The following is a 25,561-nucleotide window of genomic DNA, read 5'->3' on the forward strand; positions in this document are numbered from 1 at the left end:
CCCGTCTCATTTCCAGCGCAGGTGCAGCACGGCCACGTCGTCGGCCAGACCGCCCTGGCTCTCCGCGAGCGACTCGGCCCGCTCGATCAGCCCGTCGACGAAGGCGTCCGGGGCCAGCGCCGCCACCTCCCGCGCCATGCGCAGCAGCCCCTCCTCGCCCAGCCGTTCCCTGCCACGGCCGATGTGTCCCTCGAAGAGCCCGTCGGTGAACAGCACCAGGGCCGCGCCCGCCGGTACCTCCAGTTCCTGCACCGGCCAGCGCGCGGCGTCGGGTACGACGCCCAGCGCGGGACCGCCGTCGACCTCCACCCACCGCACTTGGTCGCCGGTGCGCAGCAGCAGTCCGGGGTGGCCGGCGCGGATCATCCGCACATGCGACTCCCCCGGTTCTCTGGTGAGGCTCGTCAGCGTGGCGAAGACCTGCGGGCCGCCGCGCTCGGCCAGCAGGATCTCCTCCAGCCGGGCTATCTGCTCGGCGCCGGTGACGCCGCTGAGCACGAGGGTGCGCCAGGCGATGCGCAGTGCGACACCGAGGGCGGCCTCGTCGGGCCCGTGTCCGGAGACGTCACCGATGAGAGCGTGCACGGCGCCGTCGGTGCTCTGCACGATGTCGTAGAGGTCACCGCCGAGCAGTGCGTGGGCGCGCCCGGGCCGGTAGCGGGTCACGACGTCCACCGCGGCGTCGTTCAGCAGGGGGCGGGGCAGCAGGCCGCGCTCCAGCCGTGCGTTCTCCTGGGCCTGCATCTGGCTCGCCTGCAGGGCCACGGCCGACTGCTCGGCCTGCTTGCGCTGGATCGCGTAGCGTACCGCCCGCCCGAACAGCTCCGGTTCGACGCGTCCCTTGACGAGGTAGTCCTGGGCGCCGGCCGCCACCGCTGCCAGCCCTGTCTCCTCCTCCGCGAGGCCGGTGAGCACGACGACAGCGACCTGGTCCGCGTGGGCGCGGATCCCGGACACGGCCTCCAGGCCCTGCGCGTCCGGCAGGTTCAGATCCAGCAGGACGCAGTCCGGCTTCTCGGCCGCGAGCGCCTCACGCGCCTCGGCCATCGAGCGGACCCAGCGCAGGCCCATCTTCAACGCGCTGTCGGCGACAAGCTCCTCGACCAGCAGGGCGTCCCCCGGGTCGTCCTCGACCAGCAGCACGGAGGGTTCCCACCATTGCCAAGGTGTCCCTGGGTCGTCGCTCTCGCTGGTCGAGGGCGCACGCATGCCCCATGACTGTGCCACCGACACGATGCTCCTGTCTTCCCGCCCCTTACGTCACGCAGGCTCCTGCTGCCGAAGAGCACCAGTCGAGAGTTTACCCGGACCCGTTCGTCCGTACGTTCCCCGCACGCGGCGTCACTCTGCGTCGCCGCGGGTCAGCGGTTTCCGGTCGTGTCGGCATACGCGGCGAACGCCTGGTGGGCCCGGTCGTCGAAGAGGACGAACCTGACCTCCTCGACGGCCGTGTCGGCTCCGCGCACCGTCTCCACGGCGATGCGGGCCGCGTCGTCGAGCGGCCAGCGGTAGACGCCGGTGGAGATGGCCGGGAAGGCGATGCTGCGGGCGCCCAACTCGTCGGCGGCGCGGAGTGCTTCGCGGTAGCAGGAGGCGAGGAGGTCGGAGCGGTCCTCGGTGGCGCTGTGCACCGGACCGACCGTGTGGATCACCCAGCGCGCGTCCAGGTCGCCCGCGGTGGTGGCGACCGCGCGGCCGGTGGGGAGGCCCTTGCCGAGGTGTCCCGCGCGTAGCCTCCGGCACTCCGCGAGGATCGCGGGGCCGCCGCGTCGGTGGATGGCGCCGTCGACGCCGCCTCCGCCGAGGAGGGAGGAGTTGGCGGCGTTGACGATCGCGTCGGCGTGTTCGCGGGTGATGTCGCCCTGGACCAGGGTGATGGTGGGCATGCGGGTCCTCGCTCGGCTCGGGTTCTGTTCCGGGCTCAGGTCTGGCGGAGTCTGCGCCAGACGGCCTTCGCCGCGTTGTGGCCCGACATGCCGTGCACGCCGGGGCCCGGAGGAGTGGCCGACGAGCAGATGAAGACGGCCGGGTGCGGGGTCGAGTAGGGGAAGAGGGAGAGCTTGGGACGGAGGAGGAGTTGGAGGCCGTTGACCGCGCCGGAGGCGATGTCGCCGCCGACGTAGTTGGCGTTGCGGACGGCGAGTTCGGGCGGGCCCGCGGTGGCGCGGGCGAGGACGCGGTCGCGGAAGCCGGGGGCGAAGCGCTCCAGTTGGCGTTCGATCGCGTCGGTGAGGTCGCCGGTCCAGCCGTTGGGGACGTGGCCGTACGCCCAGAAGACGTGCTTGCCGGCCGGGGCGCGGGTGGGGTCGGCGACACTGGGCTGCACGGTGATGAGGAACGGCCGCTCGGGGGCGCGGTCCGTGCCGGAGGCCGCGTCCAGGGCGGCGCCGATCTCCGCGCTGGAGGCGCCGATCTGCACGGTGCCCGCGCCGCGGGGTTCCTCGGCCGTCCACGGGACGGGGCCGTCCAGCGCGTAGTCGATCTTGAAGACGCCGGGGCCGTACCGGTAGTGCTCGTAGTAGTTGCCGAGGCCGGCGATGCGGGCCAGGGCCGTGGGCGAGGTGTCGAAGACGTACGCCCGCGCCGGCGGCAGGTCGTCGAGGCGCTTGACCTCGTAGTCGGTGTGGACGGTGCCGCCGAGGTCCTTCAGGTAGGCCGTGAGGGCGTCGGAGATCGACTGGGAGCCGCCGCGGGCCACGGGCCAGCCCCGGGCGTGCGCGGCGAGGGCGAAGACCAGGCCTATGGCTCCGGTGGCGAAGCCGCCGAGCGGGGCCATGACGTGCGCGACGAGCCCGGCGAAGAGGGTCTTGGCCCTGTCGTCGCGGAAGCGGCGCATCAGCCATGTCGACGGGGGCAGGCCGACCAGTCCGAACCGGGCGAGGGTGACCGGGTCGCGGGGCAGCGCGGTCAGCGGCAGGGACATGAAGTCGCGGGCGAGCGTGTCCCACCTGGGCAGGAAGCGCTCGACCAGCCTGCGGTAGGCGCCCGCGTCGCGCACTCCGAAGGAGGCGGCCGTCTCGCCGACCGACCGGGACAGGACGGCGGCCGAGCCGTCGGTGAAGGGGTGCGCCATGGGCAGCGCGGGGTGCAGCCACTCGAGGCCGTACCGCTCCAGGGGGAGGCCGCGGAAGGCCGGGGAATTGATGCCGAGCGGGTGGGCGGCCGAGCACGGGTCGTGCCGGAAGCCGGGCAGGGTCAGTTCCTCGGTGCGCGCTCCGCCGCCCACGGTGTCCCGCGCCTCGAACACGGCGACCGAGAAGCCGCGGCGGGCCAGCTCCACGGCGGCGGTCAGACCGTTCGGCCCCGCACCCACTACGACCGCATCGAGCATCGACGGCACCTTCGGACCCCTTCGTCAGCCGATGGCCACTCGGGATCAGGATATGCCCGGGATCCGACGGCGCGCGGTCGCGGGGCTCCGCCCGCGGCGGCCGGCGCCGCTCACGCTTCGCCCGACAGCAGCGCCACCACCCGGCGAGCCGTGGCCGCGTCGCGGGCGGCCGTGAACGGCAGGTCGTTGCCCCCGGTGATGCGGAAGGGCTCGCCCGTGCGGGTCAGGTGGGAGCCGCCCGCCTCCTCGACCAGGAGGAGACCGGCCGCGTGGTCCCACGCCGCCTCCCAGGAGAAGGCGGTGGCGTCGGATTCGCCCCTGGCGACCGCGAGGTACTCCAGGCCGGCCGAACCGCAGGGGCGGGGGGCCACGCCCGGTGTGCGCAGGGCGAGCAGGTCGCGCTTCTGCTCGTCCGTCGTGTAGTCGGGGTGGGAGGTGGCGACCCGCAGCTCGCGGCCGGGCTCGGGCGGTCCGGCGTACAGCCGCTCACCGTCCAGGAAGGCGCCCCGGCCGCGTACGGCCGTCGCGAGCCGGTCGGCGGCGGGGGCGTAGGTCCAGGAGGCGTGCACGACGCCGTGGTGGGCGAGGGCCACGAGCGTGCAGAAGCCTTCCTCGCCGCGCACGAACTGCCGGGTCCCGTCGACCGGGTCGATGATCCACACCGGTGCCTCGCCGCGTATCGCCTCGTAGGACGCGGGGTTCGCGTGCACCGCCTCCTCGCCGACCACCACCGAACCCGGCAGCAGCTCGGCCAGGACCTCCGTGAGGCACAGCTCGGCCTTGCGGTCGGCGTCCGTCACCAGGTCGTGCGGGCCCGACTTCTCGTCGACCTCGTGTGCCGCGAGCCGGCGCCAGCGCGGCATGATCTCCTGGGCGGCCGCCTTGCGGACGGCCGCCTCCACCTCGTCGGTGTGCCGGGCGAGAAACTCGTCGATGGTTTCGTTGTTCTCGATCATGGCTCCATGAGAGCACGCTCCACTGACAATCCCCACCCGGGTGGTGTACTCCGGGTGGAATCGACACGAACACCAGGTGCGCCGGCGTGCGCGGGGCGGCGGCCGACCCCGTGACCCCGCATGCCGCGCGGGGCGGCGACCGACCGCTCAGCCCTGGATGCCGCGCCGGTCAGCGGCCGACCGCTCAGCCCTGGATACCGCGCCGGTCAGCGGCCGACCGCGTACCCCTGCATGCCGCGCGGGTTCGCCGCCGCCGACAGCACGCCCGTCTCCGGGTCGCGCGCGACGGCGCACAGCCGGCCCTCCGACCACGCCTCCCCCACCGTCACGTCGTGCCCGCGGCGCCGCAGCTCCTCGACGACCTCCGCCGGCAGGCGGGACTCCACGGTGACCGAGCCCGCCCGCATGCCGCGCGGGAAGAAGGAACCGGGGAAGCTGTCGGTGTGCCAGTTCGGGGCATCGACCGCGCCCTGGAGGTCGAGACCGCCGCGCACCCGCGCACGCAGCGCGACGGCCAGGAAGAAGTGCGTCTGCCACTGGTCCTGCTGGTCGCCGCCGGGGGTGCCGAAGGCCATGACCGGCACTCCGTCGCGCAGGGCGATGGAGGGCGTGAGCGTGGTGCGCGGGCGGCGGCCCGGCGTGAGCGAGTTGGGCAGGCCCTCCTCCAGCCAGGTCATCTGGAGCCGGGTGCCGAGCGGGAAGCCCAGTTCGGGCACGACGGGGTTGGACTGGAGCCAGCCGCCGCTGGGCGTGGCCGAGACCATGTTGCCCCAGCGGTCCACGATGTCGAGGTGGCAGGTGTCGCCGCGGGTGCCCCCGTCGGCGGCGACGTCCGGTTCGCCCGGCACCGGGGACGCCGGGCTCTTGGCGACCGTCGGCTCGCCGACGCCCAGGGCGTCGAGGCCCTCCCCCTCCACGGCGGCGACGAGCGCGTGTGCGCTGAGCCGCGGGGCGCGCCCGCCCGGGGCGCCGGGTCGCAGTTCGAAGGACGCCTTGTCGCCGACCAGTTGCCGCCGCACCGCGTTGTACCGCGGCGACAGCAGCTCGTCGAGCGGCACCCGGTCCGCGCCGTCCGCGTCGCCGTACCAGGCCTCCCGGTCGGCCATGGCGAGCTTGCAGCCCTCGACCAGCAGGTGGACGTACTCGGCGGAGCCGTGGGCGGGCAGCTCGGGCGGGAGCAGCGCCAACTGCTGGAGCAGGACCGGGCCCTGGCTCCACGGGCCGGCCTTGCACAGGGTCCAGCCGTTCCAGTCGTACGTCGCCGGGGCCTCGTAGTGGGCCGACCAGCCGGCGAGGTCGGCGGCGGTCAGGGTGCCGGTGTGGCGTTCACCGCTGGTGTCCAGGGTGGGCCGCCCGGCCTGCCGTACGAGGGCCTCGGCTATGAATCCGGAGCGCCAGATCTCCCGTGCCGCGTCGATCTCCGCCTCGCGGCCTCCCGTCCCGTCCCCTGTCCGGCCCGCCGCGCCGGACGCCTCGGCCAGCAGCCGCTTCCAGGTGGCGGCGAGGGCCGGGTTGCGCAGCAGCTCGCCGGGGCGGGGCGGGCGGCCGTCCGGCAGGTAGACGTCGGCGGACGTCGTCCATTGGGTCTCGAACAGTTCACGGACGGTCTCGACGGTCTCCGCGACGCGCTCCACGGGCGCGTGCCCGTGCTCGGCGTAGCCGATGGCGTACTTCAGCACGTCGGCCAGTGACTTGGTGCCGTGGTCGCGCAGCAGGAGCAGCCAGGCGTCGAAGGCACCGGGCACGGCGGCGGCGAGCGGCCCGGTGCCGGGGACGAGGTCGAGTCCGAGCCCCTTGTAGTGCGCGACCGTCGCCCCGGCCGGCGCCACGCCCTGCCCGCACAGCACCCGCACCTCGCCGCCCGCCGGCGCGAGCAGGATCGGCGCCTCTCCGGCGGGCCCGTTGAGGTGCGGCTCGACGACGTGCAGCACGAAGGCTCCGGCCACGGCGGCGTCGTAGGCGTTGCCTCCGTCCTCCAGCACCGCCATGGCCGACTGCGAGGCCAGCCAGTGGGTGGAGGACACCATGCCGAAGGTGCCCTGGAGGGTGGGGCGGGTGGTGAACTGCATCTCTCACCTCGTTGTACGCCTGGGTCAGTCCTGCCCCAGCAGTACTACAGACCCGCTCCGGAGTGAAGGCCGCCCGAGCCGGCCCCGGCCCGGTCCCGGTTACGGCACCTGCCCCGCTCCCGGTTCCCGTCCCGGTTCCGGTTCCGGTTCCGGTCCCGGCCTCGGGTCCGAGCTCCGCGGCCAGGAGTTCGCGGCCGTCTGGCGGCGGCGGATCAGGCGGGTCTCGGCGCCGTCGACCCGGTAGCCGGCCGCGAGGGCCCGCTCGCTCTCGCCCTCCGACACGGCGTCGACGTGGACGCCCTCCTCACGCATCAGGCGCAGGATGTGCAGGTTCGAACAGGCCTTCTGCGCACAGTGGATGACGTCGAAGCGGCTCAGCCGGTCGATCTGGGCGCGGATCGTCCCGGCGTCGTACGCCCACAGGTGGGTGCCGTGTTCCGCGGCCGCGGCCGCCGGCCGGGGGCCGTCCAGGGCGCCGGGCGGGCCGGGCGGTTCCGCCGCGGGGGACGAGGTCGAGGCGGAAGTGGCGGATGGGGAGGCCACGGTCAGTCCTTCTCGCGGTCGCGCGGCCACGGCCGCTCGCGACCGGGTGAACCTCTGTACGAACTCCGTTTCCCCGTTGTATGACTTCTCCCTATGTGATGGCGGAGGCGTTCACCCCGGAGCGCTTGCTTCGATTGCCGCTTGACAACGTTGTCCGACTGGGAAGGGTCCGTGCTCGCCATGTCCGACAGATCCAAGAGACCGCCGATACGGTCGGCCAGACCCCGGGCCCTGCGGTCCACGGTCGCCGCGGTGCTCGCCGGGGCGCTCGGCCTCGCCGCGCTGACGGGCGGTGGCACCGCCGTGGCCGTGCCCGTCGCGAAGACCTCCTCCGCGGCCGGTGAAGCGTCCGGCGGGAGGTCCGACGGGAGGTCCGACGGGAGGTCCGACGGGAGGTCCGACGGGACCGACTACACGAAGCTCGTCGACCCGTTCGTGTCCACCGCCGGCGACGACGGCAACGACCTCCCCGGCGCCCAGGCCCCGCACAGCCTCGCCAAGGTCAACCCGATGACCACGCCCGGCCGCAACCACTCCGGGTACGACTACGACGAGGACCACATCGCGGGGTTCACCGCCACGAACCTGGACGGCGTGGGCGGTTCGGGCGGCGGCGGCGACCTGCTGGTCGTCCCGACCTCCCAGCGGTACGACAGCCGCCCGGCCACGAGCACCTACGCGCACCCCTACAGCCACGACGACGAGTCCGCGTCGCCCGGCTCCTACCGGGTGGGCCTCGGATCCCCCGCAGGGACCATCGACGCCGAGATGACCGCGACGACCCGCACGGCGCTCGAGCGGTACGCCTTCCCGGCCGGTTCGCGGCCCCAACTCGTCCTCGACCTCGCCAACAACTTCACCAGCCGTACCCGCGCGACCCTGGACGCGACGAAGCTCGAGGACGGGACCACCGCGATCAGCGGACTCGTCGCCGGTTCGTTCAACGGCGCCTCGTACCGCCTGTACTACTACGCCACCACGAACGTCCCCGTGACCTCGCTGCGCAGTTGGGGCGACGACGGCAGGCTGACCGACGCGACCGCGCAGGACGGCACCGACACCGGCGCCGTCCTCGGGTTCGACCAGGCCGACGGCGACGACATCGAACTGCGCGTCACCCTGTCACCGGTCAGCGCCGAGCAGGCCGCGACCGACCAGCACAACGAGGTGGCGGGCCGCGGCTTCGAGGAGGTGCGCGCGCAGACGAAGGCGGACTGGAACCGCACGCTCGGCGCCGTCGCGGTGAAGGCCTCCAGGAAGGCCGACCCGGACTCGACGCTGACCAAGCAGTTCTACACGCACCTGTACCGCATGTACGCGCTGCCGGTGAACGCCACCAGCACCAGCGGGACGTACCGCGGTGTCGACGGGGCCGTGCACAAGGCGAACGGCTTCACGTACTACGACGGCTGGTCCACCTGGGACGACTTCCGCAAGTACTCCGTCGAGGCCTACATCGACCCGGCGACCTACCGGGACATGGTGCAGTCCGCCGTCATCCTCTTCGCCGACGCGCACGCCTCGGGCAAGAGCCTCGGCAGCCTCACCCACTCGGTGCCGACGGTGCGCTGGGAGCGCTCGGCGGTGGTGATCGCCGACGCGCTGTCGAAGGGGTTCAAGGACTTCGACCGGCTCGACGAGGCGTACCCCGCGCTGAAGTCGTACACCGGGTACTACACCGGGACGCAGCTGCGGCAGGGGTACATCGCCGGTGACCCCGGTACGACGGTCCAGCGCGGCTACGACCAGTGGGCGCTGTCCGTCATCGCCGACGCGCTCGGCGAGGACGCCGACGCCGAGAAGCTGCGCGAGCAGGCGACCATGGCGATCGACAACCTGGTCAAGCCCGGCGCCTGGACGGCGGACGACGGCACCGAGGTCGGTCTGCTCACCCCGCGCGACGGCGAGGGCGACTGGCAGGGCGTCGACTACGAGAAGTTCGAGGAGGCCAAGCTCTATCAGGGGACGCTCTGGCAGTACCACTGGTACGACGCGTACGACATGGGCGGCCTCATCGAGGCCATGGGCGGCGAGAAGGCAGGCCGGGCGGCGATCCGGCACATGTTCGGCGAGGACTCCGACGCCGACGACGGTTCGACCATGCTGCACTCCAACGCCAACGAGATCGACCTCCAGGCCCCCTACCTCTTCAACTACGTCGGTGAACCGAGCCTGACCCAGAAGTGGGTGCGGGCCATCTACACGGACGAGACCTGGAACCGGTACATCGCGACGGGCTCCACGGGTGAAGCCCCCAGCTCCGGTGGCGAGTTCAGGCCGCCGGTGAAGACCAGGGCGTACGAACTCGCCCCGGACGGCTTCCTGCCGACCATGGACAACGACGCCGGCACCATGTCGACGATGTTCGTCGCCGCCGCCCTCGGGCTGTTCCCGGTGACCGCGGGCTCCAGCCAGTTCCAGATCGGCAGCCCGTTCTTCGACTCCACGACGATCAGTTACGCCAATGGCGCCGAGTTCACCGTCAAGGCCGACGGGGTCTCGCCGGGCGACTACTACGTGCAGCGCGCGACGCTCAACGGCAAGCGGTTCTCGAACACGTGGCTCGACTACGCGCAGGTCGTCGCCGGCGGAACCCTGGAGTTCGACATGGGTTCCAAGCCGTCCTCCTGGGGCGCCCGCACGGAGCCCGCGTACTCGCTCAGCAGCGACACGGGCGACGGTGGCACCGGGCCGGGCAAGGGCACGACCGTCGTCTCCGCCCGTCCGGACACCGTCGACACCGCCGCGGACGGCACCGTCGACGCGAGCGTGGAGCTCCGCCTGTCCGGCAGGGCGTCGTTCGCGGCACGGAAGGGGACCAGCCTCACCCGGACCGGCGCGGCGAGCGTGACCGGCCTCCCGGACGGTGTGAAGGCGGACCTGCGGGTCACCGGCAGGCGCACCGCGTCGCTGAGGCTCACCGGCACCACCAGGACCGACGCACGCTTCGGCATCACCTTCGGCGACCGGGCCTTCCCGCACGGCATACCGGCCTCGACGGTGACCGGCACCGGCGTGTCCGTGACCGACCCGCTGGTCGTGTCGGCCGCGGCGGTGCACCGGGGGAGCCTCGACGCCCTGGTCGACGAGGCGTCCCTCGTGCGCGAGGGCAACTACTCCGACGGCTCCTACGGCCTCTTCCGGACGGCGCTGGAACGCGCGCGGACCGTCCTCGCGGACCCCGCCTCGCCGACCGGCACGCTCATGGCCGCGCACGACGCCCTGCGGTCCGCGATCGACGCGCTCACCCTGGACGAGGGCGGTTACGCCGTCCTGCAGGCCGAGGACCCGGACCGGATGGAGGGCCCCAGCCTCGTGAAGGAGGCGTACTACTCGGACGGCGACCTCGGCGGCGTCACCGAGGGGGCCTGGGAGCAGTACACCGGCCTCGACTTCGGCGGGGTCGCCCCGCGGAGTGTCTCCGTGCGCTACGCCAACTCGCAGGCCACGACCGCGGAACCGAGCAGCGTCGACATCCACGCCGGGGACGCCGACGGCCCCGTCGTCGCCACCGTCTCCCTGCCCGGGACCGGCGGCTGGCAGTACTACACGACGGTGCGGGCGGCCGTCACCGACCCGGACGCGCTGCTGGACGCGTCGAGCGCGACGTTCGTGTTCCACGCCCCGTCGGGGCGGCAGTGGGTGTCGAACTTCGACTGGTACCGGTTCTCGCCCGAAGAGGTCCCCTCGTCCGGCTCGAAGACGACGCTGGCCACGCTCACCACGGCCAACGCCTCGGCCACCGGCGACGGTTCGCTGCCGCTGAAGCTGTCGGGCGGCGTCTTCGAGAACGTGACGAACGGCGCGTGGGCCGAGTGGCAGGACACCGACCTCGGTGACGGCGCCGACGCCGTCACCGTCAGCTACGACAAGCCCCGCTCGCGTGCGGCGTCCGACTCGCACATCGAACTGCGTCTGGGTTCGAAGGACGGTCCGACGAGCGTCACCGTCCCCCTGGAGTACACCGGTTCGGGCTGGGGGACCGTCGCCGACACGACGGTGCCGCTCGACCCGGGCGTCTTCAAGGGTGCCCGGAAGGTGTACGCCGTCTTCGTCTCCAGTACCCAGACCGACGCCCAGCCCTACGTCGCCAACGTCCACTCGCTCACCCTGACGCGGGAGGCGGACGCCCCGGCGGTGTTCGACGCCACGGCGTTCAAGGGCGGTAGCGGGGGCGGGCTCAAGAGCGAGCCCGCCACCTGGAGCGACGCGGGCTCCGCCACCAGCCTCGGCGGCACCTACGACGGGGCCTGGCTCGACTACGGGGACATCGACTTCGGCGACTCCCCCAAGAACACCGTCACGCTCACCTACGTCAACAACTCCGCGCGCTGCGGCACCGGTTCCGCCGTCCAGCTCTACCTGGACTCCTTCGACGCGGACACCCCCGGCACGCCGTACGCGACCGTCCCGCTGCCGGTGACCGGCAGCTCGTGGTCGTCGGGAGGGACGACCAGCCTGACCCTGCCGAAGGCGGTCACCGGCACGCACACCGTGCACCTGCGGCTGACGACCGACGCGGACTCCTCGCACCCGTACGTCGCCAACCTCGGCCGGTTCACCTTCAGTCACGTCGAGGCGCCCGCGGAGACGGACCTGTCCGCCCTGCGCAAGGCGGTCGACCAGTACGCGGACCTGTCCGAGGACGCGGACCGGTACGGCGCGATCGACTTCGGGGTGTTCCGCCGCGAACTCGCCGCCGCCCGCGCCCTCCTCGGCACCGAGGACGCGACGCAGCTCGAGGTGGACCTGCGGACCCGGAGCCTGACCCTGGCCGCCAACCAGCTGGTGCCCCTCCCGAGACTGAAGCTGGAGCACCTGGTCGCCACCGCGTCCGCCCTCGCCGACGAGCGCTACACGGAGGCATCCTGGAAGGCGTTCACCACCGCGCTCACCGCGGCGAAGACGGCCGTGGCGGACGACACGGCGGCGGACCGGACCCTCACAGCGCGGTACGCGGCCCTCGACCACGCCATGTCGGCGCTCACCACCAAGCGCCGGACGGTGCCGGCCGCGCCCGACGCGGTGTCGGCGACCTCGTCCGGCACCAGCGTGAAGGTCACCTGGTCCGCACCCGTGGACGACGGCGGTGCGCCGGTCACCGGTTACGAGATCACGCTCAGCGGTGGCCACCAGCTTGAGATCGCCGATCCGGACAGCCGGAGCACGGTGTTCACCCGGCTGAAGGACGGCACGTCGTACACGGCGCGGGTCCGCGCGGTGAACGCCCTCGGCGACTCCCCCTGGAGTGCGTCGACGCAACCCGCCGTCACGGGCGACAACAGGCCCCAGGCGCCGACCGTCACGGGCGTCGTCACCGACGGCAAGCGGGTCCGGGTGAGCTGGCGGTCCGCCGGCGACGGCGGCTTCCCGGTCGTCGGCTACACCGTGGCCCTCGACGACGGAACCACCGCGCACGTGTCCGGCACCACGGACACCGCGCTGCTCACGACCGCGAGCGGGGCGAGGACCCACTCCGCCACCGTGACCGCCGTGACCCCGGCCGGCAGCTCCGACGACCCCGGCACGGCGGCCGCGACCAAGGCCGCCACCACCTCCGACCCCGCGGACTACGAACCCTCCCCCTTCCCGGACGATGTGCTGGGCGCCGCCTACCCTTCGGACTCGTGGCCCGCGAGCGACGACGGAGGCGACTACTTCAACCGGCTCCTCAGCGGCTTCGACGACCTCGGCTCCGGCATCCTCGGCGCCAACGAGAAGCTGTCCGAGGGAACTTCGCCCAGCGCGGAGAACGACACGATCACCCTCGGCGTCAACAACGCGGCCACGCAGAAGCAGGTCGACCGCGCCGTGGTGGACGCGTCCAACAGCGCCACCGTCACCATGGCCGACGGCCTCGGCTCCCGGCTCGGGCCGCTCTACAGCGAGGCCCTCGAGGGAGGGCGACTGCCCAAGACCAGCGCGCTGTTCTCCCGCGTCACCAAGAGCCTGGACACCCACGACGCGGCGAAGAACCACTACCAGTACCTGCGCCCGTACGTCCGGCTCGGTTTCGTCGGCGACGGCGGCAGCGTCTACGAGTCCCAGGACGGCTCGTACGCGGGCCTGGCCACCAGCGGCTCGTACCCGAGCGGCCACACCTACGGCGGCTACGAGGCCGGGACGATCCTCGCCACACTGCTGCCCGAGCTGGCGCCGTCGATCCTCGCGCGCACCTCGGAGTACGGGAACAACCGCATCGTCCTCGGGTTCCACTACCCGCTGGACGTCATGGGCGGCCGGATCACGGCCCAGGCCACGGTGGCGCACCGCTGGGCGGACCCCGACTTCGCGAACCTGCTGACGCAGGCACACACCGAGATCCGGAACGTGCTGCTGGCCCGGTGCGAGAAGGAGGGCTACGGCGACACTCTCACGGCCTGCGCGGGCGACCCCTACGCCGGTCTGAGCACGGCCCAGCAGATCGACCAGTACACGCAGCGCCTGACCTACGGGTTCTCCCGGACCGGCAAGGCCGGGCAGGCTCTCGACGCACCGTCCGACGCGGCGGCGCTGCTCATCACGGCGTTCCCGGACCTCACCTCCGAACAGCGCACCCAGGTCCTGGAGCAGACCGCGACGGACTCCGGGTACCCGCTCGACCTCACCGGGTCCGACGCGCCGAGCTGGCAGCGGATCAACCTGGCGGCGGCGATGGCGGCGGACGTGGTGGTCAACGCGGACGGGTCGGTCACGGTGACCGACTCCCCCGACGCCACGAAGGCGAGCGTCGCGGACGCCTCCGCCATCACCGTGGGGGGTGTCGCGCTCGACGGGTTCGACCCCGAGGTGTCCGCGTACGTCGTGGACTGGCCGAAGAACACGCGGATCCCGGCCGTCGGTGCCGTGACGGCCGCTTCGGGCGCGCGGGTGAAGGTGACGGCCGGCAGCTCCACGGTCTCGTCCTCCCAGCGCGGGTTCACCACCCGCACCGTCACGGTGACCTCGGCCAACGGGGCGTTCACCCGCACCTACACGGTCGGGTTCCGGCCGACGGAGCGGCATCCGCACCGGCCGGGCGCGGCCTGGGACGCCGGTGGTGGGACGGCCCCCGGCGGTGGCGGTCTCTGGTCGCCGGCACGCGAGTGGGAACACGCCCTGAAGTGAGCCGCGTTGCCCGGAGTTGACCGCCGCCGTCACGGTACGTCCGTGACGGCGGCGGTCCGTCGTTCTCACGTCGGGGCCGGCGCCTCGGCGCGGGGGCCGTTGCCCTCCTGGGCGCGGCGCAGGGCGTCCTCGTCGGTGCGGGCGTCGTCACTGACGAGCCTGGGCAGCGCGGCGGTGAGCAGTCCCACGGCCGCGACACAGGCCACCCCGCCGGTCCAGATCGCCGGGCGGGCGCCGGTCCAGCCGGCCATCGCCCCGGCGCGGACCTGGCCGAGCTGCGGCCCGATGCTGCAGGAGAGGCCCTCGATGCCCGCGAGCCGGCCGCGCAGCCGGTCGGGGATGGTCCGGCCCCAGATGGTGGTGCGGCCCAGGCCGCTGAGCATGTGCCCGGCGCCCGCCGGCGCGAGGCAGGCCAGCACCAGCCAGACCTGCGAGGTCCAGCCGGCCGCCGCGACGGCCGGCCCCCAGCCGGCCGCGCCGAACACCACCAGCAGGCCGTGCCGCCGGGACCGGGACACCCAGCCGCTGGTCAGGCCGACCAGCAGCGAACCGACGGCACCCGCCGAGTACATCAGGCCCAGCGCCCAGTCGGCGTCGGGTTCGTCGGCGAGGAAGGGGAAGACGGTGTTCGGGAAGGCGAAGAGCATCACCGCCAGGTCGATCGCGTAGGTGCCGAGCAGCACCGGTCCCGACCAGGCGTACCGGGCGCCCTCGGCGATGCCGCGCGGGACGGCTTGGCCGCGTGCTCGACGGGCCGCACCGGCGAGAGCCTGCGGCACATCAGGACCGAGGCGCAGAAGCAGGCCACCGTGGTGGTGTACGCGGGGGCGTTGCCCGCGCACGTTGGAGTCCGGCGACTGCGGCCACCCCGTCGTCACCGTCACACTGGCGGCCGCGTACGCGGGCGGGGCCTGTAGACGTGCCGGTGCGGCCCGGAAATGGGTGTGCGAACCGATGGACGCCCGTGCCGTGCGTCGTCGACGCTGCTGCGAACGACTGCCCGGTGCCGCCTCCTCCGGTGGGCCCGACCGGGGCCGTCGCGCACGAACACGGAAGAGACGACGGCCGGGCCGGGGACGCCGTCGGAGAGGCGGTGACGGGGTGCCCTTGTTCTGGAGGATCTCGCTGTTCAACGCGGTGGTGCTGGTCGCGGCGACCGCGCTGCTGCTGGGACCGGTCACGGTGTCGACGCCCGTCCTGCTCACCGAGGCCGCGATCCTCACGGTGGGCCTGGTGGTGATACTGATCGCCAACGTCCTGCTGCTGCGGGTCGGGCTGGGGCCGCTGCGCCGGCTCGCGCATGCCATGACCACGACCGATCTGCTGCGGCCGCGGGTCCGTCCGAAGGTCGACGGCGACGGCGAGATCGCCGAGCTGATCACCACCTTCAACACGATGCTCGACCGGCTGGAGGCCGAGCGCGCGCTGAGCGCCGCCCGCACGCTGAGCGCACAGGAGTCGGAACGCCACCGGGTCGCCCAGGAGCTGTACGACGAGGTGGGGCAGACCCTCGCCGCCGTGCTGCTGGACCTCAAACGCGTCGCGGACCAGGCACCCGACGAGGTGCGTGAGCAGCTCTCGCAGGTGCAGGAGACGACCCGGTCCAGCCTGGACGAGATCCGCCGCATCGCCCGCCGGCTGCTCCCGGGGGTCCTGGAGGAGCTGGGGCTGAGCAGCGCCCTGAGGTCGCTCTCGGACGAGTTCACCGGGCCTTCGCTGACCGTGCGTCACGACATCGCCACCGGCCTGCCCGACCTCGGCGACAACGCCGACCTGGTCCTCTACCGGGTCGCCCAGGAGGGCCTCACCAACGCGGCCCGGCACGCGGGGGCCCGCCTGGTGGTGCTCACCCTGGAGCGGGCGGGCGACGCCGCCGTCCGGCTTCGGGTGCGGGACGACGGCCGGGGCTTCGACGGTTCGGACGAGGACGCCGAGGGGGCCGGGATCCGCGGCATGCGGGAGCGCGCCCTGCTGATCGGCGCCGACCTCGTCGTCGGCCCCGCGCGCGGGGGCGGCACCGAGGTGCGGCTGACCGTGCCCGTCGGCGACCGGGTGGCCGACCCGGTCGCGTGACCGCCCGGACCGCCACGGTGCTCGGCGTCGCGGCAAGAGGCGGGAACACACCGTCCGGGCGCACTGTTGTCTCCGGATGCGAAACGGAGGCGGAACGGTGCACGGTGAGTACAAGATCCCCGGCGGCAAGCTGGTCGTCGTGGACGTGGAGGCCGAGAAGGGTGTGCTGCGGCACGTGCGCGTGGCGGGCGACTTCTTCCTGGAACCGGACGAGGCGCTGGACGCCGTGAACCGTGCGCTGGAGGGTGCCCCGGCGGACACCGACGCGACGGGACTCGCCGCGCGGATCGACGCGGCCGTGCCCGAGGGCACCGTCATGTACGGGCTGACCTCGGAGGGCGTAGGCATCGCCGTGCGCCGTGCCCTGGCGCACGCCACGGACTGGACGGACTACGACTGGCAGCTGATCCACGAGGGTCCGCAGTCCCCCGCCCTGCACATGGCCCTTGACGAGGTGCTGACCGCCGAGGTCGCCGCGGGCCGGCGTCCGCCGACGCTCAGGGTGTGGGAGTGGGGCGCCCCGGCGGTGATCATCGGCAGTTTCCAGTCGCTGCGCAACGAGGTGGACCCCGAGGGCGCCGCCCGGCACGGCATCGAGGTGGTGCGCCGCATCTCGGGCGGCGGCGCGATGTTCGTCGAGCCCGGCAACACGATCACCTACTCCCTGTCCGTGCCCCAGGCGCTGGTGCAGGGCCTCTCCTTCCAGGACAGCTACGCCTACCTCGACGACTGGGTGCTCGGCGCCCTCGGCGAGATGGGCATCCGCGCCTGGTACCAGCCGCTGAACGACATCGCCACCGACCAGGGCAAGATCGCGGGCGCCGCCCAGAAGCGCGTGGTGGGCCCCGGGGGCGGACCCGGAGCCGTACTGCACCACGTGACCATGTCGTACGACATCGACGCGGACAAGATGCTTCAGGTGCTGCGGATCGGGCGGGAGAAGATGTCCGACAAGGGCACGAGGTCCGCGAAGAAGCGGGTGGACCCGCTGCGCAGGCAGACCGGCCTGGCGCGCGAGACGGTGATCGAGCGGATGGTCTCCTCCTTCGGCGGCCGGTACGGGCTGAGCCGGGGCAAGGTGACGGACGAGGAGCTGGCCCGGGCCCGGGAGCTGGCGCGCACGAAGTTCTCCTCCGCCGAGTGGACCGCGCGGGTTCCCTGAGGCCCCTAGGACCTCCCCCGCACCGCGACGAGGCCCGACTCGTAGGCGAACACGACGAGTTGGGCCCGGTCGCGGGCGCCCAGCTTGGTCATCGCTCGACTGATGTGCGTCTTGGCGGTCAGCGGGCTGATCACCATGTGGGCGGCGATCTCCTCGTTGCTCAGGCCGCGCGCGGCGAGCGCGGTGACCTCGCGCTCCCTGCGGGTGAGGGAGTCGAGGCCGGGCGCGGTGGTCCGGTCCGGGGGCCGGGCGACGAACTCGCCGATCAGGGTGCGGGTGACCGACGGGGAGAGCAGGGCCTCGCCGTGCGCGACGACGCCGATGGCCTGGAGCAGATCGGCGGGCTCGGTGTCCTTGAGGAGAAAGCCGCTGGCCCCCGCCCGCAGCGCCTCGAAGACGTACTCGTCGAGGCCGTAGTTGGTGAGGATGACGACGCGTACGGCGGCGAGGTCGGGGTCGGCGGCGATACGGCGGGTCGCCTCGATGCCCGACATCACCGGCATCTGTACGTCGACCAGCACCACGTCGGGCACCTGGGCCCGTACCAGCGCCACCCCCTGCTCCCCGTCCGCGGCCTCGCCGACCACCTCGATACCGTCCTCGGCGTCGAGCAGCGCCCGGAAGCCCGCCCGCATCAGCGCCTGGTCGTCGACGAGCGCGACCCGGACGACGCCGCTCATACCGTCTCCCCCAGTGGGAGCCGCGCGTGCACCGAGAAGCCGCCGTCCGCGCGCGGGGCGGCGCGCAGGGTGCCGCCGAGTGCGCTGACGCGTTCGTGCATGCCGGTCAGGCCGGTGCCCGGCACCGGCGGACGGGCCGGATCGGCGGACCCGTCGTCGTCCACCTCTATCGTCAACTCCCCCACGTGCTCCCCCTTGTTCCCCGTGCCGTAGTCGATGCGGACCCGCACCTTCGCGGGTCCGGCGTGTCGCGCCGCGTTGGTGAGGGCCTCCTGCACGATGCGGTAGGCGGCCCGGCCGACGGACTCGGGCAGCGGGCGCTCGTCCCCGGTGACCGTGAGGTCGACGGCGAGTCCCGCCGCGCGGGCCCGCTCGACGAGCTGCGCGGGGGTGCCGGTCGGTTCGTCGGCCCGCAGCACCTGGAGGGCGGAGCGCAGCTCGCGCATCGCCTCACCACTGGCCTCCTGGATGGCGAGCAGCGCGGGCGGCACCTCGTCGCCGCGTTTGCGGGCGAGGTGGACGGCGACGCCCGCCTGGAGTTTGACGATGGAGATGCTGTGGGTCAGCGAGTCGTGCAGCTCGCGGGCGATCCGCAGCCGTTCCTCCCCGGCGCGGCGCAGGGCCGCCTCCTCCCTGGTGCGTTCCGCCTCCAGGGCACGCTGTTCGGTCTGGCGCAGGTACGCCTGCCAGTTGCGGTCGGCGAGCCCGGTCACGACGGCGCACAGGAACCAGCCGGCGAGCAGCCCGGCCCGCTCGGCCACGTTCTGCGTGCCGGGCCCGGTGGCCACGTACCCCGCGAGGAACACGGCGCTGCCGGCCGCCGCGACGCCCCGGTGGCCGACCCGGGCCGCGGTGTGCACGGCGCCCAGGACGGGCAGCGCGGACAGCGGCCCGGGGTGCGCGTGGACGACGTATGCCGTGCCGAGGACGGTGGCGACGGCCAGCACCGCACGCGGGGCGGCACGGTGGAAGGCGAGCGCCGCCGAGGCGAGGACGACGAGCGCGTGGTCGAGTGCCGTGGTGCCGTCGTCGAAGGCGGCGACCGTCGTGCCGAGGGCGCCGACCACGGCCGCGAGGACCACGTCGGCGAGCCGTTCGCGATCGATCTGACGCCCACTCATGCCCGCACTCTATGCGTCCTCGCGGACCGCCGCGTCGGCCCTGTGGACGGCTTGCGGACTACTCCCGGCGAAGTAGTCGGCCGCCCGCCCCGGCCCCGGCGGCGCAGCGCCAACCGCATCCGGCCGTACGACGACGCCGGGCGCCCCGGTGGCGCAGGCTGCTGTCCATGCCCACACCCTTCCGTCACACCGAACCGCTGCCGCCGAAGGCGGCCACCGGCCGCGTCGCCGAGGTCTACGCACAGGCCGCGCGGGACTTCGGCATCCCCGAACCCGCCCCCTTCGTGGTCCTCTCCTCGGCGCCCGCACTCGTCGCCCCGGCCTGGGCGCTGATGCGCGAGTCCCTGCTCGCCGGGCCCGGCGACCGGACCGGCAAGGAGGTCGCCGCCTTCGGGGTGTCGCAGGCCAACAAGTGCCGGTTCTGCGTGGACGCGCACACCATGCTGCTGCACGCCACCGGCGACCACGCCCTGGCCGAGCGGCTGGCCCGGGGGCAGGAGCCGGCCGAGGAGCGGCACGTGCGCGTGCTCGACTGGGCGCGGCGCACCCGGGTCCCGGGCGCCGCGCGGGAGCCGTACCCGTTCCCGCCCGAGGAGGTTCCCGGATACCTCGGCACCGTGTTGGCCTTCCACTTCATCAACCGCGTCGTGTCGTCGCTGGTGAGTGAGAGGCTGCTCCCGGCCGACGCGCAACGGCTGCGTCCGGTGCGGAGCCTGGCGGGCCGGTCGCTGTCCCGCACCGTGCGCCGAGCGGCCGTGCCCGGCGCCTCGCTGCCCCTGCTGGACGACCCAGGCCGGGGCCCGGCGTGGGCGGCGGGCACACCGGTCGGCCCGGCGTACGCGGCGCTGAGCGCCACCGCCCCGATGGGCGCCGGCCTCCTCGACGCCGATGACCAGGACCTCGTGCGCGCCACCCTGCGCGACTGGGACGGCTCGCACCCGCCCCTCGACCCGGACCCGTTCCCCGACCGGAGGGAGCGGCCGGGCGCACGGCTGGCGCTGCTGGCCGCGCTCGCGCCGTACCGGATCGCGGACGCGGACGTCGCGGCGTGGCGCCGTCCGGAGCACACCGACCACTGCCTGGTGCACCTCGTCGCGTACGGGGCGTTCGCCGCCGTGGACCGCATCGAGACCGCACTGACCGCCCCCGGCAGCCCTCCCGCCACCCGCCCCACCCTTCGGGAGACTTCATGACCTCCGTCGCCGTCCCCCGCCGGTCCGAGGCCTGGAACGGCCCCGTGGGCACGCACCGGACCACCCACCGGGTCCGCTACGACGCCCTGTTCGGTGCGGCGGCCGTCGCACCCGGCGACCGTGTCCTCGACGTCGGCCGCGGGGCCGGCGCGACGGCCCGGACCGCGGCGCGGCTCGCCGTCCCCGGGCGCACCGTCGACCTGCTGCTGTCGCGCTACCCGGGCCGCCCCCTCCCCGCGGGACGGCTCGCCGGACCGGAGGCGGCCCTGCTGCCCCAGGACGCGGGCACCGGGGTACGGATGCGGGCCGGCGTGTGGCGGGTGACGGCAGTGCGGTCCTGACGGCGGCCGTACGTCTGCGTCACCGCGCGGCCACGCACCGAGTTCGCCCTTCCGCACCACGGGGACTCGTGTGACACTGGCGTCCCGTCCGCAGTGCGGGCACCCTCCGCACCGTCCCCCACGAGAAGTGCGCCGTGCGTTCTCTTCCTCTGCCGCTCGCCCTGACCGCCCGTCTGGCGCCGGTCGCCGTGCTCGCCACGGCGGGCTGGGCGCTGTCGTCCGGGCCGGACACGTCACCGGCCGCGCAGGACAAGACGCCGCCCGACACCGTCGGCAGATCCGCCTCCGCACCGGCGACCCAGGCGGTGACGAAGACGTACGCCACCGCACCGCCGCCGTGCGAGTCCCTGGCCGGGAAGACGGTCACCTCGCTGGTGCCGGGCGCCAAGGCGGCCGGCAAGGAGATCCCGTCCACGGACACCAAGGTGCGCCGCACCTGCTCCTGGAACGCTCTCAAGGGCTACGACTACCGCTGGCTCGACGTCTCCTTCGAGGTGATGGAGACGGACGAGGCCGCGCAGAAGTCGTACAAGGAGCGGGTCGCCGACCGCAGTGGCGGCGGTGACGTACCGGGGCTCGGCGACAGTGCCTACTCCGTCGTGAACCTCACCACCGAGGACAAGCAGCAGACCCGCGAGGGCACCGTGCTCGTCCGCGCCTCCAACGCCCTGGTGATGATCACGTACAACGGCAGCGACTTCGAGTCGAAGAAGGCGCCCAGCACGACCGAGATCAACAAGGGTGCCATCAAGGCGGCCAAGGAGGCGGTGGCCGCCTTGCAGGACGGCTAGCTAGGGCTGAGCGACGGGGTCGGCGGTCCCGGCTCGCGGCCGTGTCGCGGGCAGCAGCATCAGCGCCAGGTAGAGCACCAGGGACGTGCCCAGGCCCACCGCCCAGCCGTAGTCGGCCAGCGGTTCGAGGAAGGGCACGGGGCGGCCGTCGACCAGGGGGTGGAAGTCGGCGCCGCCGATGGCCAGGACACCGCCGACGGCGAAGGCGAGCACGGCACGCCAGTTCCAGCCTCCGCCGTACCAGTAGCGGCCGCCCCTGCGGTACAGGTCGGCGAGGTGCAGGCGGGCGCGGCGCAGGATCCAGTAGTCGGCGATGAGGATGCCGGCCACCGTGCCGAGCAGCCCGCCGACCAGGCCGAGCCAGGTGAAGATGTACCCCTGCGGGTCGGAGTACAGCTTCCAGGGGAAGATCAGTACCGCGAGGACGGACGTGATGAGCGCACCCGCTCGGAAACTCACCTTGCGCGGTGCGACGTTGGAGAAGTCGAAGGCCGGTGAGACCAGGTTGGCGGCGATGTTCACGGACAGGGTCGCCACCAGGACGGTGACCAGGGCGAAGAGCAGGCCGACCACGTTGTCCGTCTTCGCGGCGAGCTGTACCGGGTCCCAGATCGGCTCGCCGTACACCGCCTGCGAGCCGGAGGTGACCATTACGGAGAGGAACGCGAACAGGGTCATCGTCGTCGGCAGGCCGAGGGCCTGGCCGCGGGTCTGGGCCTTCTGGCTCTTCCCGTAGCGGGTGAAGTCCGGGATGTTGAGGGACAGCGTGGACCAGAAGCCGATCATGCCCATCAGGGAGGGCCAGAACAGCTTCCAGAAGTCGCCGCCCCAGCCGAGCTTCGACGGCTGGTCGAAGAGCGGGCCGAAGCCGCCGGCCTTGTCGCTCATCCACCACAGCATCACGAAGGCGCCGACGAGGACGAAGGGCGCGGCCCAGTTCTCGAAGCGGCGGATGGTCTCCATGCCGCGGTAGATGATGGCGACCTGGATCGCCCAGAAGATCGCGAACGACAGCCACATGGTCCAGGCGTGGCCGCCGACCGTCGCGGCGCCGGTCCAGCCGTCGCCGATCAGCTTGCCGGCCAGGAAGTAGATCGCCTCGCCGCCGATCCAGGTCTGGATGCCGAACCAGCCGCACGCCACCAACGCCCGTACGACGGCGGGCAGGTTGGCGCCCCGGATGCCGAAGGAGGCGCGGGCGAACACCGGGAAGGGGATGCCGTACTTGGGTCCCGCGTGCCCGGTGAGCAGCATCGGGGCGAGGACGATCAGGTTGGCCAGGGCGATGGTGAAGACCGCCTGCTTCCAGTCCATGCCGACCGCGATGAGACCGGAGGCGAGGGTCCAGGAGGCCGTGTTGTGGGCCATGCCGACCCACAGGGCGGAGAAGTTGTACGTGGTCCAGGTACGCCCCTCGACGGGGACCGGCAGCAGGTCCTCGTTGGCGTAGGGGCCGCTCGGCGGCGGGGAGCCCGGGGCGAGCTCCACGCGCCCGTCGGGGAGGGTGATCTGGGCGGACGGCGGTATGGCCGTGGGCGCGGTGTCGGTCATGGGCAGGCCAATCATGCGGTGGGACGGGAGAGGCCGTGCGGGCGGTGCCGAGGGGGGTGCGCGGGTGCGCCCTGGGCCCCCTCCCGGGGAAGCGGGAGGGGGAGTCGGTGAGTCGGTGAGTCGGTGAGTCGGCCGGGCGGTCAGGCGGTCAGGCGTTGACGGCCGGGATGACCTTGGTGCCGTAGGTGTCGATCACGGCCTCCTGCGCGTCGTGCATGTCGTAGAGCGCGAACTGGTCGACGCCGAGGGCACGCAGGGCGGTCAGCTTCTCGATGTGCTTCTCGACCGGTCCGATCAGGCAGAACCGGTCGACGATCTCGTCCGGCACGAACTGGGTGTCGGGGTTGCCGCTGCGCCCGTGGTGGGCGTAGTCGTAGCCCTCGCGGGCCTTGATGTAGTCGGTGAGTTCGTCGGGTACGGCGCCGGTGTGGGCGCCGTACTTGGCGACCAGGTCGGCGACGTGGTTGCCGACCATGCCGCCGAACCAACGGCACTGCTCGCGCGCGTGGGCGAGCGCCTCGGGCGAGTCGTCGGCCGTGACGTACGCGGGGGCGGCGACGCAGATCGTCACCTCGGACGGGTCGCGTCCGGCGGCCTCGGCGGCGCCCCGGACGGCCTTGACCATGTACTCGGTCAGGTAGAGGTCGGCGAGCTGGAGGATGAAGCCGTCGGCCTCCTCCCCGGTCATCTTCAGGGCTTTGGGGCCGTACGCGGCCATCCACACGGGGACCTCGGCGCCGGGCTTGACCCACGGGAACCGCACGACGGTGCCGCCGCCGAGATCGGCTTCCTCTCCCTTGCCCAGCGCACGGATGACCTTGATGGCTTCGCTCATGCGGGCGAGGGTGTTGGGCTTGCGGCCGGCCACCCGCATCGCGGAGTCGCCGCGGCCGATGCCACAGACGGTGCGGTTGCCGAACATGTCGTTGAGGGTGGCGAAGGTGGAGGCGGTCACCTCCCAGGTGCGGGTGCCCGGGTTGGTGACCATCGGGCCGATCTTCAGTGTGCTGGTGTTGGCCAGGACCTGGCTGTAGATCACGAACGGTTCCTGCCACAGCACGGCGGAGTCGAAGGTCCAGCCGTGGCTGAAGCCGTTGTGCTCGGCCCGTCGCATCAGCTCCACGACGCGGGAGGCCGGCGGGTCGGTCTGCAGGACGAGTCCGAAGTCCATGGGCACCACTCCTAGTTCAGGTACTGACAGGTGGCGCGCGGGGTGTAGACGCCGTGGCCCTTGCGTCCGGTGTACTCCCGCTCGGTGACGACCGGTTCGCCGCGCGAGAGCACGGTCTCCACGCGGCCGGTGATCCGCTTGCCCTCGTACGCCGAGTAGTCGACGTTCATGTGGTGGGTCTCGGCGGAGACGACCTGCTCGGTGTGCGGGTCGTAGACGACGATGTCGGCGTCGGCGCCGGGCGCGATGGTGCCCTTCTTCGGGTAGAGGCCGAACATGCGGGCCGGTGTGGCGCAGGCGATCTCGATCCAGCGGCGGCGGCTGATGTGGCCGTCGACGACGGCCTGGTGAAGCAGGTCCATGCGGTTCTCGACGCCCGGCATCCCGTTGGGGATCTTGGAGAAGTCGCCGCGGCCCAGCTCCTTCTGGCCCGTGAAGCAGAAGGGGCAGTGGTCGGTGGAGACCACCTGGAGGTCGTTGGTGCGCAGGCCCCGCCACAGGGCCGCCTGGTGCTCCTTCGGCCGCAGCGGCGTGCTGCACACGTACTTGGCGCCCTCGAAGCCGGGCTCGGCGAGGTTGTCGGTGGACAGGAACAGGTACTGGGGGCAGGTCTCGCCGAAGACGGGGAGACCCTCGTCGCGGGCGCGGGTCAGCTCGGCGACCGCCTCCGTCGCCGAGACGTGCACGACGTACAGCGGTGCCCCTGCGACCTGGGCGAGCCTGATGGCGCGGTGGGTGGCCTCGGCCTCCAGGAGGGCCTTGCGGACCTCGCCGTGGTAGCGGGGGTCGGTCTCGCCGCGGGCGAGCGCCTGCTCCACGAGGACGTCGATGGCGATGCCGTTCTCGGCGTGCATCATGATCAGGCCGCCGTTCTCGGCGGCGCGCTGCATGGCGCGCAGGATCTGGCCGTCGTCGGAGTAGAAGACGCCGGGGTACGCCATGAACTGCTTGAAGGAGGTCACCCCCTCCTCCACCAGCAGGTCCATCTCCTTGAGCGTCTTCTCGTTCACGTCGGAGACGATCATGTGGAAGCCGTAGTCGATGGCGCAGTTGCCCTCGGCCTTGGCGTGCCAGGCGTCCAGGCCCGCGCGCAGGGACTGTCCGACGCCCTGGATGGCGAAGTCGACGATGGTGGTCGTGCCGCCCCAGGCGGCGGCGCGGGTGCCGGTCTCGAAGGTGTCGGCGGCGTAGGTGCCGCCGAAGGGCATCTCCATGTGGGTGTGCCCGTCGACGCCGCCCGGGATGACGTACTTGCCGCTCGCGTCTATCACCCTCCCCCACCCTTCGGGCGGGGGTGCCCCCATCTCGCTTCGCTCGGCGGTGAACGCCTCGGCGGCCGGGGTGCCGGTGGCGGCGAGGGCGGCGACGCGGCCGTCCTCGACCAGGACGTCGGCGTGGATCTCGTCGGACGCGGTGATGACGAGGCCACCGCGGATGACGGTACGGCTGCTCATTCTGCTGTTCCCTCCTGT

Annotated in this window: 17 protein-coding genes and 1 pseudogene; 6 read left to right on the top strand and 12 right to left on the bottom strand. The window is 72.9% G+C overall.

Annotated elements, in window-relative coordinates:
• Window positions 1-6: 6 nt before the first annotated feature.
• The 6 genes from ABS735_RS24865 to ABS735_RS24890 form a co-directional block, all read right to left on the bottom strand.
• Window positions 7-1,209 carry a PP2C family protein-serine/threonine phosphatase gene (locus ABS735_RS24865; RefSeq protein ID WP_373900350.1) on the bottom strand — a complete coding sequence of 401 codons (1,203 nt, stop codon included), beginning with the start codon at window positions 1,207-1,209 and terminating at the stop codon, window positions 7-9.
• 152 nt (window positions 1,210-1,361) lie between these two features.
• Entirely contained in the window at window positions 1,362-1,886 is a 525-nt protein-coding gene (locus ABS735_RS24870) for an O-acetyl-ADP-ribose deacetylase (protein ID WP_373900349.1), read from the bottom strand.
• A 35-nt stretch (window positions 1,887-1,921) separates the two neighbouring features.
• Window positions 1,922-3,331, bottom strand: coding sequence for a phytoene desaturase family protein (locus ABS735_RS24875; protein ID WP_373900348.1), 1,410 nt, complete (start codon window positions 3,329-3,331; stop codon window positions 1,922-1,924).
• Window positions 3,332-3,441: 110 nt separating this feature from the next.
• The gene (locus ABS735_RS24880; protein ID WP_373900347.1) at window positions 3,442-4,287 is read right to left on the bottom strand and encodes an inositol monophosphatase family protein; all 846 of its coding nucleotides are present in this window, start codon (window positions 4,285-4,287) and stop codon (window positions 3,442-3,444) included.
• Window positions 4,288-4,493: 206 nt separating this feature from the next.
• Entirely contained in the window at window positions 4,494-6,356 is a 1,863-nt protein-coding gene (locus ABS735_RS24885; protein ID WP_373900346.1) for a gamma-glutamyltransferase family protein, read from the bottom strand.
• Between the two features lie 99 nt (window positions 6,357-6,455).
• Window positions 6,456-6,899: a hypothetical protein gene (locus tag ABS735_RS24890; protein WP_373900345.1), complete on the bottom strand. Its 444-nt coding sequence runs from the start codon at window positions 6,897-6,899 to the stop codon at window positions 6,456-6,458.
• Between the two features lie 180 nt (window positions 6,900-7,079).
• Here ABS735_RS24890 and ABS735_RS24895 point away from each other — a divergent pair, with 180 nt between their 5' ends.
• Window positions 7,080-14,006: a glycoside hydrolase domain-containing protein gene (locus tag ABS735_RS24895; RefSeq protein WP_373900344.1), complete on the top strand. Its 6,927-nt coding sequence runs from the start codon at window positions 7,080-7,082 to the stop codon at window positions 14,004-14,006.
• A 65-nt stretch (window positions 14,007-14,071) separates the two neighbouring features.
• Here the strand turns inward: ABS735_RS24895 and ABS735_RS24900 are convergent.
• Window positions 14,072-14,844, bottom strand: a pseudogene (locus ABS735_RS24900) (MFS transporter); the annotation flags it as partial.
• A gap of 263 nt (window positions 14,845-15,107) precedes the next feature.
• Between ABS735_RS24900 and ABS735_RS24905 the strand changes: the two are divergent.
• Complete coding sequence (locus tag ABS735_RS24905) at window positions 15,108-16,079, top strand: HAMP domain-containing sensor histidine kinase (protein ID WP_373900343.1); 972 nt, start codon at window positions 15,108-15,110, stop codon at window positions 16,077-16,079.
• Between the two features lie 97 nt (window positions 16,080-16,176).
• Window positions 16,177-17,241, top strand: a complete 1,065-nt coding sequence (locus ABS735_RS24910) for a lipoate--protein ligase family protein (RefSeq protein WP_373900342.1) — start codon at window positions 16,177-16,179, stop codon at window positions 17,239-17,241.
• 5 nt (window positions 17,242-17,246) lie between these two features.
• Here the strand turns inward: ABS735_RS24910 and ABS735_RS24915 are convergent, their stop codons facing one another.
• Complete coding sequence (locus tag ABS735_RS24915) at window positions 17,247-17,921, bottom strand: response regulator (protein ID WP_373900341.1); 675 nt, start codon at window positions 17,919-17,921, stop codon at window positions 17,247-17,249.
• Window positions 17,918-19,042 (bottom strand): sensor histidine kinase, encoded by a 1,125-nt coding sequence (locus ABS735_RS24920; protein ID WP_373900340.1) that lies wholly within the window; start codon window positions 19,040-19,042, stop codon window positions 17,918-17,920. The genes ABS735_RS24915 and ABS735_RS24920 overlap by 4 nt, the downstream gene beginning before the upstream one ends.
• A 167-nt stretch (window positions 19,043-19,209) precedes the next feature.
• Here ABS735_RS24920 and ABS735_RS24925 point away from each other — a divergent pair, with 167 nt between their 5' ends.
• The 3 genes from ABS735_RS24925 to ABS735_RS24935 all read left to right on the top strand — a co-directional run bounded on the left by ABS735_RS24925 (window position 19,210) and on the right by ABS735_RS24935 (window position 21,367).
• Window positions 19,210-20,235, top strand: a complete 1,026-nt coding sequence (locus ABS735_RS24925) for a carboxymuconolactone decarboxylase family protein (RefSeq protein ID WP_373900339.1) — start codon at window positions 19,210-19,212, stop codon at window positions 20,233-20,235.
• On the top strand, window positions 20,232-20,576 hold the full coding sequence (locus ABS735_RS24930; protein WP_373900338.1) for a hypothetical protein: 345 nt from the start codon (window positions 20,232-20,234) through the stop codon (window positions 20,574-20,576). Before ABS735_RS24925 ends, ABS735_RS24930 begins: the two co-directional genes overlap by 4 nt.
• A 134-nt stretch (window positions 20,577-20,710) precedes the next feature.
• Complete coding sequence (locus tag ABS735_RS24935; RefSeq protein WP_373900337.1) at window positions 20,711-21,367, top strand: hypothetical protein; 657 nt, start codon at window positions 20,711-20,713, stop codon at window positions 21,365-21,367.
• Here ABS735_RS24935 and ABS735_RS24940 read toward each other — a convergent pair whose 3' ends face one another.
• The 3 genes from ABS735_RS24940 to hydA all read right to left on the bottom strand — a co-directional run bounded on the left by ABS735_RS24940 (window position 21,368) and on the right by hydA (window position 25,543).
• A complete protein-coding gene (locus ABS735_RS24940) occupies window positions 21,368-22,918 on the bottom strand; it encodes an NCS1 family nucleobase:cation symporter-1 (RefSeq protein ID WP_373900336.1) in 1,551 nt (516 codons plus the stop codon).
• 148 nt (window positions 22,919-23,066) lie between these two features.
• Complete coding sequence (locus tag ABS735_RS24945) at window positions 23,067-24,089, bottom strand: TIGR03842 family LLM class F420-dependent oxidoreductase (protein WP_373900335.1); 1,023 nt, start codon at window positions 24,087-24,089, stop codon at window positions 23,067-23,069.
• Window positions 24,090-24,100: 11 nt separating this feature from the next.
• Entirely contained in the window at window positions 24,101-25,543 is a 1,443-nt protein-coding gene (gene hydA / locus ABS735_RS24950) for a dihydropyrimidinase (RefSeq protein ID WP_373900333.1), read from the bottom strand.
• Between the last annotated feature and the right edge of the window lie 18 nt (window positions 25,544-25,561).

This window comes from Streptomyces sp. MMCC 100, from assembly GCF_041538145.2.
Lineage (GTDB): Bacteria > Actinomycetota > Actinomycetes > Streptomycetales > Streptomycetaceae > Streptomyces.

What these genes read in the sequence shown, in the direction of transcription:
- ABS735_RS24880 (WP_373900347.1), bottom strand. Translation starts at nt 4,287, where the DNA reads ATGATCGAGAACAACGAAACCATCGACGAGTTTCTCGCCCGGCACACC.
- ABS735_RS24945 (WP_373900335.1), bottom strand. Translation starts at nt 24,089, where the DNA reads ATGGACTTCGGACTCGTCCTGCAGACCGACCCGCCGGCCTCCCGCGTC.
- ABS735_RS24940 (WP_373900336.1), bottom strand. Translation starts at nt 22,918, where the DNA reads ATGACCGACACCGCGCCCACGGCCATACCGCCGTCCGCCCAGATCACC.
- ABS735_RS24930 (WP_373900338.1), top strand. Translation starts at nt 20,232, where the DNA reads ATGACCTCCGTCGCCGTCCCCCGCCGGTCCGAGGCCTGGAACGGCCCC.
- ABS735_RS24915 (WP_373900341.1), bottom strand. Translation starts at nt 17,921, where the DNA reads ATGAGCGGCGTCGTCCGGGTCGCGCTCGTCGACGACCAGGCGCTGATG.
- ABS735_RS24885 (WP_373900346.1), bottom strand. Translation starts at nt 6,356, where the DNA reads ATGCAGTTCACCACCCGCCCCACCCTCCAGGGCACCTTCGGCATGGTG.
- ABS735_RS24925 (WP_373900339.1), top strand. Translation starts at nt 19,210, where the DNA reads ATGCCCACACCCTTCCGTCACACCGAACCGCTGCCGCCGAAGGCGGCC.
- ABS735_RS24895 (WP_373900344.1), top strand. Translation starts at nt 7,080, where the DNA reads ATGTCCGACAGATCCAAGAGACCGCCGATACGGTCGGCCAGACCCCGG.
- hydA (WP_373900333.1), bottom strand. Translation starts at nt 25,543, where the DNA reads ATGAGCAGCCGTACCGTCATCCGCGGTGGCCTCGTCATCACCGCGTCC.
- ABS735_RS24865 (WP_373900350.1), bottom strand. Translation starts at nt 1,209, where the DNA reads ATGCGTGCGCCCTCGACCAGCGAGAGCGACGACCCAGGGACACCTTGG.
- ABS735_RS24920 (WP_373900340.1), bottom strand. Translation starts at nt 19,042, where the DNA reads ATGAGTGGGCGTCAGATCGATCGCGAACGGCTCGCCGACGTGGTCCTC.
- ABS735_RS24870 (WP_373900349.1), bottom strand. Translation starts at nt 1,886, where the DNA reads ATGCCCACCATCACCCTGGTCCAGGGCGACATCACCCGCGAACACGCC.
- ABS735_RS24875 (WP_373900348.1), bottom strand. Translation starts at nt 3,331, where the DNA reads ATGCTCGATGCGGTCGTAGTGGGTGCGGGGCCGAACGGTCTGACCGCC.